This window comes from Blautia acetica, from assembly GCF_038739805.1.
Lineage (GTDB): Bacteria > Bacillota > Clostridia > Lachnospirales > Lachnospiraceae > Blautia.
In genome coordinates this window covers 64,944-81,720 of the sequence record NZ_JBBEWO010000006.1, presented here as the reverse complement: position 1 = coordinate 81,720, position 16,777 = coordinate 64,944, and the positions used below count along the sequence as shown (strand labels likewise).

Below are 16,777 nucleotides of genomic sequence, written 5' to 3'. Positions count from 1 at the left end.
CTCATTCTTTATAAAATAGGGTTTTTACCAGCAGTCCGTATGCTCAATCCCTACATCTTTTGCCTTAAATACAGGCTCTTTTCCTTCTTTTCTCTGTTTCTCGTAGTCCTTTAATACCTTCACAGCCGTATTTCCCAGAATCAGTATTACCAGAATATTCACAGTAGCCATGCAGCCCATAGTAATATCCGCAATATTCCACATCATGGAGAAATCTGCCTGGGCTCCCAGAAATACTGCCACCAGACAGCTAATTCTGAAAATCAGAAGCAAAGTCTTATTGTTCTTAATAAACAGAATATTGGACTCTGCATAGTAATAATTTCCAATCAAACTGCTGAAGGCAAAGGCAAAAATAGAAAGTGTAATAAAATGAATGCCCCAGGTTCCCACATTTGCAGAAATGGCTTTCTGTACAAAAGGAATGCCATCCAATACACCAGGTTCTCCCTGCACACCTGAAAGAAGCACCATCATAGCCGTAGCAGAGCAAATCAGCAGCGTGTCAATGAAAACAGACAGAACCTGCACCATTCCCTGTTTCGCCGGATGGCTGACAGACGCGCTCGCAGAAGCATTGGGCGCACTTCCCATACCCGCTTCATTAGAAAAAAGACCTCTCTTAATACCGATAACCACTGCGCTTCCGGCCATTCCTCCTGCAAAAGCCTGCAAATCAAAGGCCTGAGACAGAATCATGGAAAACACATGAGGCAGTTCCGTAAGATTCATTAAAATCGTAACAAGTCCGATAAGCAGATAAGTACCTGCCATAATAGGCACAAGCACAGATGTAATAAAGCCGATTCTGTGTACGCCTCCGAAAATAACAAAAGCTGTACCTGCTGCAAGAACGAGTCCTACTATCATTGGATAAATGGTATCGCTGTATCCCGGAATGTAATATTCCAGAGAGGATGACATGTTAAAGGACTGCAGCCCATTAAATCCATAGGCAAAACAGATAATCAACAAGATGGAAAACAGAATGCCAACCCACCGTTTTCCCAGAGCCTTTTCCATGTAGTAAGAAGGACCCCCTCGAAATTCATCCTTATCCTTCACCTTATAAACCTGTGCCAGGGTACTTTCAACAAATGCAGACGCGCCTCCGATTACAGCCATAAGCCACATCCAGAACACTGCACCTGCGCCTCCCGCTGCTATAGCAGTAGCAATTCCGGCAATATTTCCCGTTCCCACCCGGGAAGCTGTGGAAATCATCAGAGCCTGAAAAGAAGAAACCTGTTTCTTCCCATTTTCTTCTCCTGCCTTTTCCTTCAATACACGAAAGGACTCCTTCAGAAGCCTTACCTGTACAAAACGTGTACGAACCGTAAAGTAAATGCCCGTTCCTACCAACAGAAACAATAACAGATAGGTATACATAAAGTCATTTACTGCACTTAAAATATCATTCAGCATATATCATGTCCTCCTTATATTATAGTATCTTCCATAGCCATACAGCCATGCACGCTCCTGAAATTATAACAGAAAACAAAGCATTTCGCAAGAATTACAAAGTATTTATCATAACGCAATGTATTTTTATAAAAAAAGAATATCTATGCCTCCAACATACCACTGCATGGAAAAGACATAAATATTCTTCTTGTAAATTCTTCTATCCAACTTTGTATCAGGGAGATTTTCAAACCGTTTTCTCTGACAGCGCTTCCACCAGCTTACCGAATTCCATAAAATGAGATGCCTTTACCAGAATGGTATCTCCCTTTTTGAGAATCTGGAAAAGCTGCGCCAGCAAGGCTTCTTTATCTGCAAAGTGCAGCACTTCTTTATCCGGCGCTTTCGCCTTCGCCGCATTGGCCATATGGGCAGACAAATCACCTACGCAAAGCAGCACATCAATGTCTTTGGACACCGCGTATTCGCCTACCTCCCGGTGCATTTCCACTTCATCAGCCCCCAGTTCTCCCATGTCGCCCAGCAGCGCCACTTTCCTGCCCAAAGCGTCTGCCAGTACATCCAGAGACGCCCGCATGGAAACCGGATTTGCATTATAACAGTCGTCTATCACTGTATAACGGTCGGTTTCCATAATGTGAAATCTTCCGCTGACCGGCTGCAGACTTTCAATTCCTGCCTTGATTTCCTCCAAGGTTAAACCATAGGTCAGACCCACGGCTGTTCCTGCAAGGGCATTGTAAACCATATGATGACCGGGAATCGGAATGAGCACGGCAAAACTGTCCTCACCTGCATGAATCCGGCAGGAAATGCCCTTCAAACCTTCCGGCTTGATTTCATCTGCCCAGATACCCTGGTGGTTCTCAATCCCGAAAAATACCGGCTGAATCCCTTTTACTTCCTGTACGGTTACCAGTTTATCGTCATCTCCGTTTAAAAGAATGTGACCGTCTTCCCGCAGATAATCAAAAATTTCCGTCTTGGCCTTTAAAATACCGTCTCTGGATTTGAGAAATTCCAGATGACACAGACCAATGTTGGTAATCACGCAAGTATCCGGTCTGGCAATCTTCGCCAGCCGGTGCATTTCTCCAAAATCGCTGATACCCATTTCCAGCACTGCCATTTCATGCTCATCCCGCAGTCGGAATACCGTCAGTGGAAGTCCCAGCTCATTGTTAAAATTCCCCTGGGTCTTCAGTGTATTGTATTTCTGAGAAAGAACGGCTGCAATCATTTCCTTTGTGCTGGTCTTTCCCACGCTTCCCGTAATTCCCACAACGGGGATGGAAAGCTGTTTCAGATAATATTCTGCAATGTCTTTCACTGCGGTAAGGGAAGACTTCACCTGAATATAGGGATAGGGCTGCTCTCCCAAATCCTTTTCTGACAATGTGGCCAGGGCTCCCTGCTTCATGACCTGCTCAATGAAAGCGTGTCCGTCCGCTCTGGCTCCTTTAATGGGTACGAAAAGACCGCCCTTTTCTGCTTTTCTGCTGTCCGTAAAGATACAGGTAACTTCCTCTTTTTTCTGCTCCTCTGTTCCCCGGTAAATGCCGCCGCAGGCTTCTGCGATGTGCTCTAACGTGAGATTTTTCATGGCTTATGCCCCCTTACTGATATTTTTTCAGAGAAACCTCAATGAGTTTTTCGCACAACTGAGGATAATTCATTCCAATGACTTTCGCTTCCTGAGGAATCAGGCTGGTAGGTGTCATCCCCGGCAGAGTATTCGCTTCCAGACAGTACATATTTCCCTCTTCGTCCATAATAAAGTCCAGTCTGGCGTAGGCCTGCAGTTTCAGTGCTTCATAGCCCTGTTCCGCATAACGCTGCATTTCCTTTGTCAGTGACGCAGAAATTTCCGCCGGACAGGTTTCCACGCAGGAGCCTGCCTGATATTTATTTTTATAATCGTAAAAGCCCTGCAGAGGTGCGATTTCGATAACCGGATAGGCCTTGCCGTCCACAACGGCCACAGAAAATTCTCTTCCTGTAATATACTGCTCTACAACCACCTTATCCTCATAGGAAAAAGCTTCTAAAAGAGCCTGGGCATACTCTGATTCATTCTTTACAATAAATACGCCTACACTGGAACCACCGCAGCACGGTTTCACAACCACCGGAAACTCCATGCCGTAGTCAGTAAGACGGCTGTTGTCTCCCTTTTCCAGAGTGATTCCCTTTGGTGTAGGAACACCTTTGGCTTCAAATACCATTTTCGTAATGCCTTTGTCCATGGCCATGCCGCTGCTTAAAGGATTCGAGCCTGTGTATTTAATACCCATTAAGTCCAACACAGACTGCACCTTTCCATCCTCTCCGTTGGAACCATGAAGAGCCAGAAATACAATGTCTGCTTTTTCACATACCGACAGTACATTGGGGCCAAAAAAGCCTCTGCGGGATTTCATGGTTGCTTCCAGTCCGGCGCTGTTTCTGCGCATTTGCTCTGCTTCTTTTTCTATGTCATATTCTGCCGGAAATAAATCTTCCTCCAGCGTCTCTCTGCCGAAATACGGGTCAATCATAATGGCACGGTGATTTCTCTCTCTCAAGGCTTTGCAGATTCCCTGTCCCGATGCAATGGAAACCTCTCTCTCTGTACTGTTTCCTCCTGCTAAAACTACTATCTTCATATCTCAAACTCCTTTGATTGGATTTTTCTTATGCTTGCATACTATCTCAATATACCACTACGGGAACCCCTTTTTCAATGTTATTGAAAATCTTTTCTGCATTGGCAGGCGGTGTATTCACACAACCGTGGGAACCATTGTTCAGATACTCCGAACCGCCGAAGCTGCTTCTCCAGCTTGCGTCATGAATACCCGTATTGGCATAGAACGGCATCCAGTATTTTACCGGAGAACTGTAGTCTTCTCCTACCAGAGTTGCGTCACGCTCTTTGTACATAATGGCGTATACACCGGTATGGGTATCCCATCCCTTGTTGTGATTTCCGGTTACCACATCGGTATCTACCAGAAGCTGTCCGTCCTTAAAGAACCACATATGCTGCTTGGAGAGACTGATTTCTACATAGGTATTGCCGATTTCATCTGTCTCTCTGTGGTAGCCGGTATAAGTGTATTCCGGCTCAATGGTCTGGGACTGTCCGCTTTTGATTGCTTCGATAATTTTCGCAGTAGTGTCATTAGGTGCAATAAGCCAGCCGTAATCCCCTCCCGATACGGTAATGGTCTCTCCCGTAGCTGTCTTAAACTGACGGGAACTTCCGAAGGTATCGTACTTATATTTCAACTGCTGCACATATTCCTTCACCTTGGCTTCATCTAATGTTACATTTCCGCTGTCATCTGTTGTGAGCCAGTCTTTCATTACATCTTTATTGATAACTTCCTGACGGTCTGCAAAATCCACAGTCACCGTTACATTCAGGAATGCATTTCCCTGGTTTCTCTCTTTTGCCAGGTTTTCATCTGTACTTAGAACAGAAGGGCTTGTATAGCAGCCTGCTTCGTCCAGATTAACCTCCTGTGCGCCGCTTTCAATGGCATTTTTGACAGCTTCCTTCACCTTATCCTTGTCAAGTTCTGTACCCTGGGTTTCCGGAATGATTTCATAGCCGTTTTCCGTAACTTCCAGATGTGCGTCCACAGGCTTCACCATATTGGCGTCCTGCATGCAATCCAGAGCTTCTACAGCCTGGTTCAGCGCCTCTTCACTGTAAGAAGTTGCTGCTGACATGGTATAATCCTTTTGATGTGCAAAGGACAAAAACCAGGTAAATGGATTCTGCTGCTTTTTCAATTTTTTCACAGTGCCGTCATTTTCGTATTTCATCCGGATTTGGGATGCTGTAATACTTTCCGTCTTGTCCTCCCGCTCCTGAATTACCAATTCATAGGAGGCAATCTGGCCTTCTATATCACGTTCCACCTCTTCTACAGTCTTTCCGGCGCTGTCTAGCCCGTTAATCTTAGAGCCGGGATAAAAGTGCCCGGAATAATAGAACACTCCGCCTGCGTAAACAACTGCCAGCACTACAATATAGGCAATCAGAATACCCAGCACGATTTTCTTGGCTTTTTTATAGTTGCGTTTCTTTGTTTTCTTTTTTGCCATATTTATCTACCCCTTATTTCTTTCTGTGCGTTTCAGTATAACACATTTTTCCGGATATACCAATATGAAGAGTGCTGAAATTCCTGATTGGTCTTATTATTACTTATCATCTGGTGGACTGTGCAATACATTGGAGTTAAGGAAAAGCCCCCATGAGGTACAAACTCACGGGGGGTTCTTCTCTGCTGCTCTCTTCTCTTTATGCCGCCATCTCTTCTAAAATCTTCTCAATGCTCACCAGTTTCACGCTGAGCACAAAAATTTCTGTAGCCAGCTTCAACTCTTCCACAGTCGGGAAACTTGGCGCAATACGAATATTGCTGTCATGAGGGTCGTTTCCGTACGGATACGTAGCTCCTGCGTCTGTCATCTTCACGCCTGCTTCCGCTGCCTTTGCAATAATCTTCTTCGCACAGCCGTCCATGGACTCAAAGGAGATAAAATATCCGCCTCTCGGAGCGGTCCAGGTACCGATTTCTGCTCCCTGCAGTTCTTTCTCCAGTGTATGCTCTACGATTTCAAATTTAGGACGGAGAATTTCCGCATGTTTTTTCATGTGCTTGTGCATACCTACAATGCCGCCGAAAAAGCGCACATGACGAAGCTGGTTAATCTTGTCGTGTCCAATGGTCTGCACAGACATATGTTTCCGGAAATCATCCAGGTTTCTCTGAGAAGCAGCTACCGCCGCAATACCGGAACCCGGGAAGCTGACTTTGGATGTGGAAACAAATTTGTAAACCATATCCGGATTTCCTGCTTTTTCACATTCATACAGAAGTTCCAGAAGGAAGTCCTGTTTGTCGTCATATAAATGGTGAATACAGTATGCATTATCCCAGAAGATACGGAAGTCTTCTGCTGCCGGTTTCAGCCTTGCAAACCGCTTCACTGTGTCTGTGGAATAGGTATATCCCTGCGGATTGGAATATTTCGGCACACACCAGATTCCCTTAATAGCCGGGTCTGTGCTTACCAGTTCTTCTACCATATCCATATCCGGACCTTCCGGTGTCATAGGCACGTTAATCATTTCAATTCCAAAGTATTCCGTAATACGGAAGTGACGGTCATATCCAGGGACCGGACAGAGAAATTTCACCTTATCCAGCTTGCACCAAGGAGTGCTTCCGCATACACCATGAGTCATGGAGCGGGAAATGGTGTCAAACATCACGTTCAGACTGGAATTTCCGAAAATAATAATGTTTTCGGGGGGTACTTCTGTCATTTCACCTAACAGGCGTCTTGCTTCCGGTATTCCGTCCAAAAGTCCGTAGTTACGGCAGTCAATTCCTGCTTCGCATTTCAGCTTATCGGTGCTTTTCAGTTCTTCCAGCATATCCATGGCAAGCTCTAACTGCTGCTTGGACGGTTTTCCTCTGGACATATCAAGGTTTAATCCTTTTGCTTTCACTTCTTCAAACTGCATTTCTAAATCGGCTTTCATGGCCTGCAACTGTTCCTGACTAAGTTCTCTGTAAGATGTCATGGCTCTCCTCCCGGCATTTTATTTTCATTCGTTGCTTCCTATTGTATGCCAATATATGACTTTGTGTCAAGCACTTCCTGCATTTTTGTCGTATTCCACCCAATAAATGCCTTGCCAACTTTTTATATATGCAATTTTTTGTACTTACGCCTGCATTTTATTTAGGATAATAAAGTATTAGCAACGTTTTTCAGTCCTTGCCCGCTTTTCGCCCCGAAAGGCATTTCCCGGGAATCAGCAGAAGTTCATGCATCAGAAGCGGTACTGCGGAGAGTCCCAGAAGAAATTGCCACTGCCCCCAGGACAGGCGCACGGTTCCAAAGGCCTGCACGAAGCAGGGAATTTCCGTCACCATAAGCTGGAGCGCCAGCCCCAGGCAGAATGCAAGAATCATAAAGGGATTTTCCAGATGATTCATGGAAAAAATGGATTTATTCTTATCTCTCATGCCAATGGCATGGAAAAGCTGGGAAACTCCAAGCACAGTAAAGGCATAGGTCTGCCCTCCTTTGTAAAAGGCATACAGGGTAATGCCCGCTATGAGAAATCCGTAAAACACAGTAAACAGCCAGCCGCCATGAGCAAAAAGCCCTTCCTGGGGATTTCGGGGACTTTCTTCCATCAGGGCTTTGGCATCGTTTTTGTCCACGCCAAGAGCCAGGGCCGGGAGCGAATCTGTAATCAGATTGACCCAGAGAATGTGGCAGGCTTTCAGGGGCGTAGGCAGTCCCAGGCAAACTGCGGCAAACATGGTAATAATTTCCCCAAAATTGGAGGACAGCAGAAAGAGAATGGATTTTTTAATGTTTACATAAATGCTCCGTCCCTCTTCCATGGCCTTTTCTATGGTAGAAAAATTGTCGTCCGTCAGTATCATGTCTGCGGCGTTTTTTGCCACGTCCGTGCCGCTTTTTCCCATGGCAATCCCGATATCCGCCGCCTGGAGAGAAGGCGCATCATTGACGCCATCCCCGGTCATGGCTACGATTTCTCCTCCTCTTCGGAATCTCTGTACAATTTTTACCTTATGGGCAGGGGTTACTCTGGCAAAGACACGGATATTTTTCATTTTTGCGGCAAATTCCTCTTCGGTCATTTCATCCAGTTCCTGTCCCGTAATGCACTGGTCCATAGATTGGGCGATTCCCGTCTTCCGGGCTATGGCAAAGGCTGTGTCCTTGTAATCTCCGGTAATCATGGCGACCTGTACTCCTGCCTGCTTCAACGTCTTCACGGACTGGGCCGTTTCCTTTCTGGGCGGGTCAATCATACCTGCCATTCCTGCAAAAATCAGATTTCCGGTAAGTCCTTTTTCTGTCTTTTCCAAAACCCGTTCACGATAGGCCAGAGCCAGCACCCGAAGTCCGTCTCTTGCCATACTTTCCATTGCCATACGGATTTTCATTCTTCTTGCCTGGGTCATTGGCTCTGTCCCATCTCGCAGTTCCACAAAGGCGCATTTCTCCAGAATATAGTCGCAGGCGCCTTTGACATAAACCGTTTCATAGCCGCCCGTTCTGTGTACGCTTGCCATATATTTTTTTTCGGAATCAAAAGGGATTTCAAAAGTTCGGGGATATTGCTGCAAAAGGCGTTCCCGGTCATAGCCCAGTTCTTTCCCCATATGCAGAAGCGCCAGTTCTGTGGCATCACCGATTTCCTGTTCTCCCAGCATACTGTTATTACATAGAAGAAAGCCTTCCAACAGTCTGGGAAATTCCCGTTTCCGCACTCTGGACAAAGGCAGAATGATATCATTGGCATAAAGAGCCGTAACTTTCATCTTATTTTCCGTCAGGGTTCCTGTTTTATCTGAACACACCACACCTACGGAACCCAATGTTTCCACTGCGGGCAGCTTGCGGATAATGGTATTCACCTTTACCATGCGGGCCACTCCCAGCGCCAGAACAATGGTAACCACCGCAGGCAGACCTTCAGGAATGGCCGCCACAGCAAGGGAAATGGCAAGGAGAAGCATTTGCAGGAGATTTCTGTGCTGCACCAGCCCCAAAAGAAACAGCGCCGCACACAGAACCACTGCCACAATGCTCAGCAGTTTCCCCAGGTCACCCAGTCGTTTCTGCAGCGGCGTCAGTTCTCCGGTAACCTCGTTAATCATACCCGCAATTTTGCCCAGTTCCGTGTCCATGCCCGTGGCCGTCACAATGCCTTCTCCACTGCCTTTCATAATTTCACAGGACATATAAACCATGTTTCGCTTCTCTGCAGCCGGAAGGTCCGGTCTCATGGCTGCCGCTGTCTTTGCAACCGGCAGGGATTCTCCTGTAAGGGCAGATTCATTCACGGAGAGCCCTTGTACCTGCAAAAGGCGAAGGTCTGCGGGCACCTGATTTCCGGCTTTTAGCTGTACCACGTCTCCTTTTACCAGCCGGGCGGCAGGAATTTTCTGATACACGCCGTCTCTTTTGACAATGGCAGAGGGCGCTGTCATCTTTTTCAGCGCCTCCATGGCTTTCCTGGCTTTCCCTTCCTGTATGACTCCTACCGTGGTATTTAAGGCAATGACTGCCAGGATAATTCCCGTATCGCTGAATTCCCGCAGCAGTATGGAAATGGAAGCAGCAATGAAGAGAATGAAAATCATGGGGTCGTTTATCTGTTCCTGTATCATATCCCATACGGTCTGCTCTTTGGCTTTTTTCAGCACATTTTGGCCATCCCGCTGGAGGCGCTTCTCTGCTTCCGCTCCGGACAAACCGTTTTTTTCATCTGTGTGCAGGGCTTTGCACAGTTCTTTGGGCGTTAAAGTTTCGTACATGCCGTACCTCCTGCAAGGACAAAATCTCTAACTCAATGTATGCAGGGGGTATGTGGGATATACATGGTTTCCCAGTTCCTAGAGAACATAGCGGCTGCGGTACTCTTCCCTCAACCTCCGCCCCGTCTCCATACTTGGAAATACAAAATCCTCCATCTGTCTCACGGGCATAATTCCAAGCAAAGAGTTCGTCACAAACATTTCCTGAAACTCCGGCACCTGCCCGGGCAAAATTATCCGCTCATGGATTTCGTAGTTCTGATACAAATACTGCCGCAGAATCCCCGGCAGCATACCACAGGACAGGGGCGGCGCCATGATTTGTCCGTCTTTGACGAAAAACACATTGGAGACAGCCCCCTCTGCGATTTCGCCTCTGGTATTCAAAAAGACAGGTTCCTGAATTCCCTGGGCTTTTGCCCTGCGTTTTTCCAGAATACAGTCTCCGTAATTTAGCGTTTTGTGATACGTCAGCGGGGAGGTTTCATTTCTGCGGATTTTTGCGTATGCTGCGGTAAATCCCTGCCTGTAGTCCTCCTCCCTATAAGTATTTTCCCTTGTGCTCACTACTATATTTTTCTGGGAAACCGTGATTTTCAGCACCTTTCTCCCGATTTTCACCGGCTCTTCCCCAAGGGCTTCCTGCACCTTTTGCTGAATTTTTTCAAAATCCACCTGCAATTCAAAAAACTGCAAAGCCTGCAAAAGACGCTGGTAATGCTCTTCCAGAAAAACAGGTTTTCCCTCTTCTACGGCTATGGTTTCAAATGCCCCCAGGCCAAAATAATATCCCTCATCTGCTGTAAACATCTATGCTTCCTCCCAAAGTGCTTCCAATACTGCCCTTGCTTTCTGCAAAGTTTCTTCGTATTCAAATTCCAAATCCGATTCGCAGGTAATACCGCCTCCCACTCCCAGATAATATCGGTTGTCCTTATGAATAGCTGTGCGGATGACAATATTCAAATCGCAGTTTCCGTCAAAAGAAAAATATCCCATAGAACCGGTGTAAAGGTTGCGTCGGTCATGCTCCAGTTCGTCAATAATTTCCATGGCTCGGATTTTGGGCGCTCCGGTAATGGAACCGCCGGGAAAGGCTGCGGGAATAGAATCTGCCGCACCGAGTCCCTCCTTTAATTTTCCCACAATGGTTGTAACCAGATGAAAGACTGTGGCATAAGTTTCCACTGCAAAGTGTTCCGTCACCTGCACACTGCCCGACTGGCACACATGGTTCAAATCATTTCTCTCCAAGTCCACAATCATCAGCAGTTCGCTGCGGTCCTTAGCAGAATTTTTCAGTTCTTCTTTCAGACTGGCATCTTCCCGGGGCGTCTCTCCCCGCTTTCTGGTTCCCTTAATGGGACGTGTTTCGATTTGTCCGTCTTTCACCTGCATGAACCGCTCCGGCGAAGCGCTGACCACCTGGAAATCCCCGCATTGAAAAAATCCCCCAAAGGGTGCGGGATTGTGCGTCCGCAGATAGCGGTACACTTCGTAAGGCTCTTTTTGACTGTCCACCGTCAGCTGCTGGGTCATATTGGCAATGTAAATGTCTCCCTCTATGATATAGGAAATCATTCGGTCAATGGCCTGCTTATAGTCTTCTTTTGTAAAGTTCGGAGAAAAGGCAGCAAGCTGACTGTGTTTTGCCGGTTTCACGGCGGGAGTACAACTTCGTATTTCCGCCTCCAGACGGCAAATGCCCTGATCTGCATCTTCTGTCTCGCCTCTGGCCGTGAGATACAAAGTTTTCTCCTGCTTGTCCTCTATAATAAGGAAGTCATAGAACACAAACAAAGCCTCCGGGATATCCAGCTTCTTTTCGTGGCGGCTTTCTATCTGCTCAAATTTCCTGCCGTAATCATAGGAAAAATACCCCAATGCCCCGGAAATCAGCGGCAGATGTGTGGAATTTTCCTCCCGGTATTTTTCCAGATATCCCTTTAAAGCAGTCTCCAGTGTACCCTTCTGAGGCTTCCCGTTTTCATAAAAAATGCCGTCTTCTTCTTTTAAAATCAGATACGGATTCAGACCGATAACGGAATACTGCCCCAGTTGGTTTTCCAGGGAAGAATCCAGAAAAATCGCCATATTTTCTTCCTTGTAACACTCAAAAATATCCTCTGCCTTCCGGTAAAAATTCAGCTTATAAACCTTTGTTTTCATGCGCTCCCCACCACTCCTTACTTATTTTTACAAAATTCTCCAACAATTCATGACCGTATTGGGTTAATACGGCTTCCGGATGAAACTGCACGCCGTAGATTGGAAATTCCCGGTGATGCAGTCCCATAATCACCCCGTCCTCTGTGTGGGCATCCACCTCTAAAGCAGCCGGAAAGTTTTCACTGCTGACTACCAGAGAATGATACCGGGTGACTTCATAGGTCTTTGGAAGCCCCCCAAACAAGCCTTTCTGGTTCGTCTCAATCGTGCTGACTTTTCCATGCATGGGCCTTTCCCCTTTCTCCACTTCTGCCCCAAATACATGACCGATAATCTGGTGCCCCAGACATATCCCCAGAATGGGGACTTTTCCAGCCAGCTTTTCCACAATTTCCTTACAGTTTCCACAATCCTTTGGACTTTTGGGACCGGGAGAAATTACCACCCCTTCCAAAGCCCCGGTTTTCAGCATACCTTCTATCTCTTTTGCTGAAATCTTATCATTTCGCACCAATTCTACCCGTTCTCCACATTCTTCCAGATAACAGGCAAGGTTATACACAAAAGAATCGTAATTATCAACCATTAAATACATACTGTGCTCCATTTCCCTGGCAGCCCCTTCTTAAAAACAGAAAAAGACTGCCGAGAAGGCTCTTTCTTCAAGAACCTTTTCCGGCAGTCTTCCGATCATCGGGCACACCTGATATTTTCGTTGTCTCATTGTATCACAGGTTTGCCCGGGCTGTCTATTTCTTTTTCTGAATTGCTCGTTTTGTCATACAGTACCACGTAAATCCTCCGCTCAGCGTCAGGGCTGCTGCCCAGAGAAACAGATACTGCTCATCACCGGTTTTTACTTTACCTGCAGTTTTCGTACCAGTCGTTCCACTTTTTAAAGAAGAGGCATTTTTTAAAGAGGAGTTTCCGCTTAAGGCATTGTTCTTCTTCAGAGAATTCTGCTTATTAAGAATATCGTTCTTATTCAGGGAAGAACCTCCGTTTGCAGAATAGGTAATCTGAAAAGTGGTACTGCCTGTATAATTTCCCGGTTTTGCCTGTGCAACGTCTTTGGCTGTAATGCAGATAGTTCCGTAGAAAGCGGTTTCTTCAGACTGCTTTTCTTCCCCGCTGGCAGACAGGTCTACGCTCTGCACGCCAAAGTCGTTGGAAAAGGCCAGGTTCTCCGACTGATTCTGCAGGACCCCCAGGGCAGGGGCCTCTACCGAAAGTTTTCCCTTTACCCCGGAGGAACGAACCAGGATTTCATATTTTTGCAGATTATCCTGCTGCTGGCTCAGCGCCCCCAGATTTATGGAAGAAGGCACCACCACCGTATAAGACGGCCCGGTACTCTCCCCGGCTACATTAGCCGAAACCTGCATTTGCTGCCCTGCAGCTGCGGAAACTTCCAGAGGCGGCAGCACCATACTCACTGTTAAAATACCAATCAGGAGAAGCGCCGCCTGCCAAAGTTCCTTTTTCTTCTTATTTCTGTGCCGCATATGTAATCGAGAATGTAGTGGTTCCTGTATAATTTCCGGCTTCTGCTGCCTCTACCGCACTGCCGGCTACACTGAGTTCACCTTTTAAAGTGGTTGCGTCTGTATCCTGTGTTACAGTCTGTGTTGCAAAACTGTTTTTAAATTCCAATGTATTTTTTCCGCTGTTTAAAGTTCCGCTTTCCGGTGCTTTTACAGAAAGTGTACCGTTTAAATCTGCTGCTTTTACTGTTACATCATATGCCTGTTTGTTCTCTGCTTCTGAGCTTAATGTTCCCATAGAAACTGCGGAAGGAACCGTTACCGTATAAGTTGGTTCTGATGGTTTTTCTGCTACTTCTGCTGTGATTTCCATGCTCTGCTCTGTAGTCTCTTCAGAAGAATTATCGTTGTCTGCTGCCTTTAAGTCTGTTACCTGCACATAGAAACTCTGTGTCATATTCATAAATACATTGACATACGCACTGGTCTCTACACCCTGCTCCAGATTGTCCACAGCAGAACGGGGAAGGTCTACGGTCAGTACCTGTGTTGGAAGCGTATCACCTTCGTTGATACCAAAGAGAGCCCCTGCTGTATCAAAAGTTTTTTCCGGTTTGCTGTCAATGTCGGAAACTGCGTTATACGTCTGTCCGTCGATTGTCATGGTCACATCCTTTACCGTTCCGTCTGCACCCTGTCCTGCAAAAGCCGGAATCGGATACGCTACATAAAAAGTCAGTTCTGCACCGTCATCTGTAAGTTCCACATCTGCTTCATGTACAAAAATCGGGTCACACATGCTCTTGTTGCCTGAACCATTTCCGTTGAGGAAATGAATTGTACCTGTGTAATCTCCGTTAGCCAAATCTGCCTCTGCTGCAAATGCAGGCGTGTACATTGTTGTTGCCATCAGGGCCGCTGCAAGCGCGCCGGATACCATTTTTGTAAGTTTCATGTCTTTTCTCTCCTTTTTGTTTTCTTTTTATGTTCAGCGCTGTCTGCGCAGTAACATCATAAATCATTCTTTTGCAATCAATGTGCAGTTTACCTCTGCTCCGTTCTTGGGCGTCCGGTTTTCATCTGCACTGTAGGTCTTGTACTGAATGGTCAGAGGATATTCCCCCGCTTCCAGTTCTCTTTCCAGTGTAATGTCATACAAATGCTGTCCCGGGCTGATGAGCTTGGAGGTATAAATCGTCTCATCTGTTTCGGGCAGGTAAAAAGAGATTTCGAAATACACCTGATTTTCTTCCGGATTCATCAGTTCTACGGATACGTCTTTTGTGCCTGCCTGCACCTCCACGGACGTGTAGCCCGGAATCTGAATACCTGTATCTGTCCCCCCGGAACTTCCTTCCTCCTGAGGTTTCTCCTGGGCTTCTTCAAACTCAGGTTCCAGATTCGTGACCTCTTTGGGTCTTGTTTTATAGTAAATCCCCACTGCCGCCACAAGGATGATTACGGCAAGCAGAAGGAAAACGCCTGCTTTCTTTTTGTTTTTCAATTCTACCCTTCCTTTCTCCTACACCGTCAGCACGAATTTCTGTCCTTGGACTTCTGCCACCTCCAGGTGTATTCCATACAGGGATTCCATGCTGTCTGCAGTAATGACTTGCTCCGGCGGTCCCTGGACTTCCACACAGCCGTCTTTCAGTCCAATGATTCTGTCTGAAAAAGCAATGGCCTGGTTTATATCGTGAAGCACCATAATAATCGTTATGCCATATTCCCGGTTCAGTTTCCGCACCAGTTCCAGAATTTCTATCTGATAACGAATATCCAGATAAGTAGTGGGCTCATCCAGAAACAGGATTTTTGTATTCTGCGCCAGCGCCATAGCCAGCCATACTCTCTGCCTCTGCCCTCCGGACAATCTGCCCACTTCCCGGTTCTGATACTGAGAAACACCCGTAACGTCCATAGCCCATGCAATGATTTTCTCGTCTTCCTCTTTGACACCTGCAAAGGCTTTTCGGTAAGGCGTCCTTCCGTAAGAAACCAGTTCCTCTACTGTAATATCCTCACTGGCGGTATTATACTGGTGCACAATGGAAACCTTTTTTGCAAAATCTTTAAGACTCAGATTCTGCAGATTTTTTCCCCGAAGGAAAATATTTCCCTTTCTGGGGTACAGATTTTTCGTCATCAGCCCAAACAAGGTAGACTTTCCGCAGCCATTAGCGCCTAAAATGGTGGTAATTTTCCCTTCCTGTATTTCAAAGGAAATATCCTTTAACACCGGATTTTTCCCATAGGAAAAGGAAAGATTCTGTACCTTCATTGCCGGCTTTTCCATATCTTTAACCTGCATATTTCTTTGACCTCCTAAGCAGAATAATGAAAAACGGCCCGCCTGCAATACTCATAATCACCGAAGCGGAAATCTCATAAGGCGCCGCCACGGTTCTTCCCAGCGTATCCGCCAGCAGGAAGAGAAAAGCTCCCAGAATGGCGGAAAACGGTATCAGTACCTTGTGGTTGCTTCCTATGAGAATTCTGCCGATATGAGGCACAATCAGTCCCAGAAAACTTACCGCCCCTGCCACTGCTGTAGAAATAGAAGCCAAAAGCACTGCTGCCAGAGAAATCACCAGGCGCATAGCATTGACATTCACCCCCAGCCCTCTTGCGGTTTTATCTTCCAAAGCCAGCAAGTTGCACATAGAAGCCAGAAGGACGGCCAGAACCAAACCAATCAGCACATAGGGCGCCAGAGTTTTCACATCATCCCATGTCTTCATGGTTATATTGCCGTTTACAATCGAGGCAACTCCTGACAGATTTCCTCCGCTCATAGAGTTAAATCCGGAAGAAAGTCCGGTAAACATGGCATTTACTGCAGCACCTACCAGAATAATCCTGAGAGGACTTAATCCCCCTTTCCAGGAAAGGCTGTACACCAGAAGAAAGGCAAACAATCCGCCCAGGAAAGCAAACAGCGGCGTAAAGAAAAATAAAGTGGGCGCTGCAGCCGTAATCACAACAGCCGCAAATCCTGCGCCGCTGGAAATTCCCATAATACCAGGGTCTGCCAGAGGATTTCTCAGCACAGCCTGAAACAGCACACCTGACACAGCAACCGCCGCCCCCGCCAGCATAGAGATAAAAATGCGGGGAAAGCGCAGGTCATAAACCGTAGCCACATCCTGGTCATAAGCAATAAACAATCCGCGGAAAAGTTTGTTGAAACTAACCTTCAGGCTGCCGATATTGACAGACAGCAGGAACAACAACACCAGCAGCACCAAAAATACCGTGAAGGAAACCAGGATTCTGGCTGTCTTTTTTCTGTGATAGCTCTTTTCTTTCTTCTCTTGATCTTCCATC

14 protein-coding genes are annotated in these 16,777 nt (G+C 46.5%); all 14 read right to left on the bottom strand.

Annotated features, from left to right (window positions below; all coding sequences use genetic code 11):
* Positions 1-24 precede the first annotated feature (24 nt).
* The gene (locus tag WBS51_RS05960) at positions 25-1,425 is read right to left on the bottom strand and encodes an alanine/glycine:cation symporter family protein (RefSeq protein ID WP_291682400.1); all 1,401 of its coding nucleotides are present in this window, start codon (positions 1,423-1,425) and stop codon (positions 25-27) included.
* Positions 1,426-1,654: 229 nt separating this feature from the next.
* Positions 1,655-3,031 (bottom strand): UDP-N-acetylmuramoyl-tripeptide--D-alanyl-D-alanine ligase, encoded by a 1,377-nt coding sequence (locus WBS51_RS05955; protein WP_294459400.1) that lies wholly within the window; start codon positions 3,029-3,031, stop codon positions 1,655-1,657.
* A gap of 13 nt (positions 3,032-3,044) precedes the next feature.
* The gene (locus WBS51_RS05950; protein ID WP_294459402.1) at positions 3,045-4,073 is read right to left on the bottom strand and encodes a D-alanine--D-alanine ligase family protein; all 1,029 of its coding nucleotides are present in this window, start codon (positions 4,071-4,073) and stop codon (positions 3,045-3,047) included.
* Between the two features lie 46 nt (positions 4,074-4,119).
* Entirely contained in the window at positions 4,120-5,523 is a 1,404-nt protein-coding gene (locus WBS51_RS05945; RefSeq protein WP_173749028.1) for a L,D-transpeptidase family protein, read from the bottom strand.
* A gap of 199 nt (positions 5,524-5,722) precedes the next feature.
* Positions 5,723-7,015 carry an aminotransferase class I/II-fold pyridoxal phosphate-dependent enzyme gene (locus tag WBS51_RS05940; RefSeq protein WP_173749027.1) on the bottom strand — a complete coding sequence of 431 codons (1,293 nt, stop codon included), beginning with the start codon at positions 7,013-7,015 and terminating at the stop codon, positions 5,723-5,725.
* 190 nt (positions 7,016-7,205) lie between these two features.
* A complete protein-coding gene (locus WBS51_RS05935; RefSeq protein WP_294459404.1) occupies positions 7,206-9,797 on the bottom strand; it encodes a cation-translocating P-type ATPase in 2,592 nt (863 codons plus the stop codon).
* A gap of 78 nt (positions 9,798-9,875) precedes the next feature.
* Positions 9,876-10,607: an aminotransferase class IV gene (locus tag WBS51_RS05930; protein WP_173749025.1), complete on the bottom strand. Its 732-nt coding sequence runs from the start codon at positions 10,605-10,607 to the stop codon at positions 9,876-9,878.
* On the bottom strand, positions 10,608-11,966 hold the full coding sequence (pabB, locus tag WBS51_RS05925) for an aminodeoxychorismate synthase component I (RefSeq protein WP_294459406.1): 1,359 nt from the start codon (positions 11,964-11,966) through the stop codon (positions 10,608-10,610).
* Complete coding sequence (locus WBS51_RS05920; RefSeq protein ID WP_294459407.1) at positions 11,947-12,561, bottom strand: anthranilate synthase component II; 615 nt, start codon at positions 12,559-12,561, stop codon at positions 11,947-11,949. The genes pabB and WBS51_RS05920 overlap by 20 nt, the downstream gene beginning before the upstream one ends.
* A gap of 154 nt (positions 12,562-12,715) precedes the next feature.
* Positions 12,716-13,471 (bottom strand): hypothetical protein, encoded by a 756-nt coding sequence (locus WBS51_RS05915; protein ID WP_294459409.1) that lies wholly within the window; start codon positions 13,469-13,471, stop codon positions 12,716-12,718.
* Positions 13,455-14,405 carry a hypothetical protein gene (locus WBS51_RS05910; protein WP_294459410.1) on the bottom strand — a complete coding sequence of 317 codons (951 nt, stop codon included), beginning with the start codon at positions 14,403-14,405 and terminating at the stop codon, positions 13,455-13,457. Before WBS51_RS05910 ends, WBS51_RS05915 begins: the two co-directional genes overlap by 17 nt.
* Before the next feature lie 63 nt (positions 14,406-14,468).
* On the bottom strand, positions 14,469-14,954 hold the full coding sequence (locus WBS51_RS05905; RefSeq protein WP_294459412.1) for a hypothetical protein: 486 nt from the start codon (positions 14,952-14,954) through the stop codon (positions 14,469-14,471).
* An 18-nt stretch (positions 14,955-14,972) separates the two neighbouring features.
* Positions 14,973-15,761 (bottom strand): ABC transporter ATP-binding protein, encoded by a 789-nt coding sequence (locus tag WBS51_RS05900; RefSeq protein WP_294459414.1) that lies wholly within the window; start codon positions 15,759-15,761, stop codon positions 14,973-14,975.
* Positions 15,751-16,776: a FecCD family ABC transporter permease gene (locus WBS51_RS05895; RefSeq protein WP_294459416.1), complete on the bottom strand. Its 1,026-nt coding sequence runs from the start codon at positions 16,774-16,776 to the stop codon at positions 15,751-15,753. The genes WBS51_RS05900 and WBS51_RS05895 overlap by 11 nt, the downstream gene beginning before the upstream one ends.
* Between the last annotated feature and the right edge of the window lies 1 nt (position 16,777).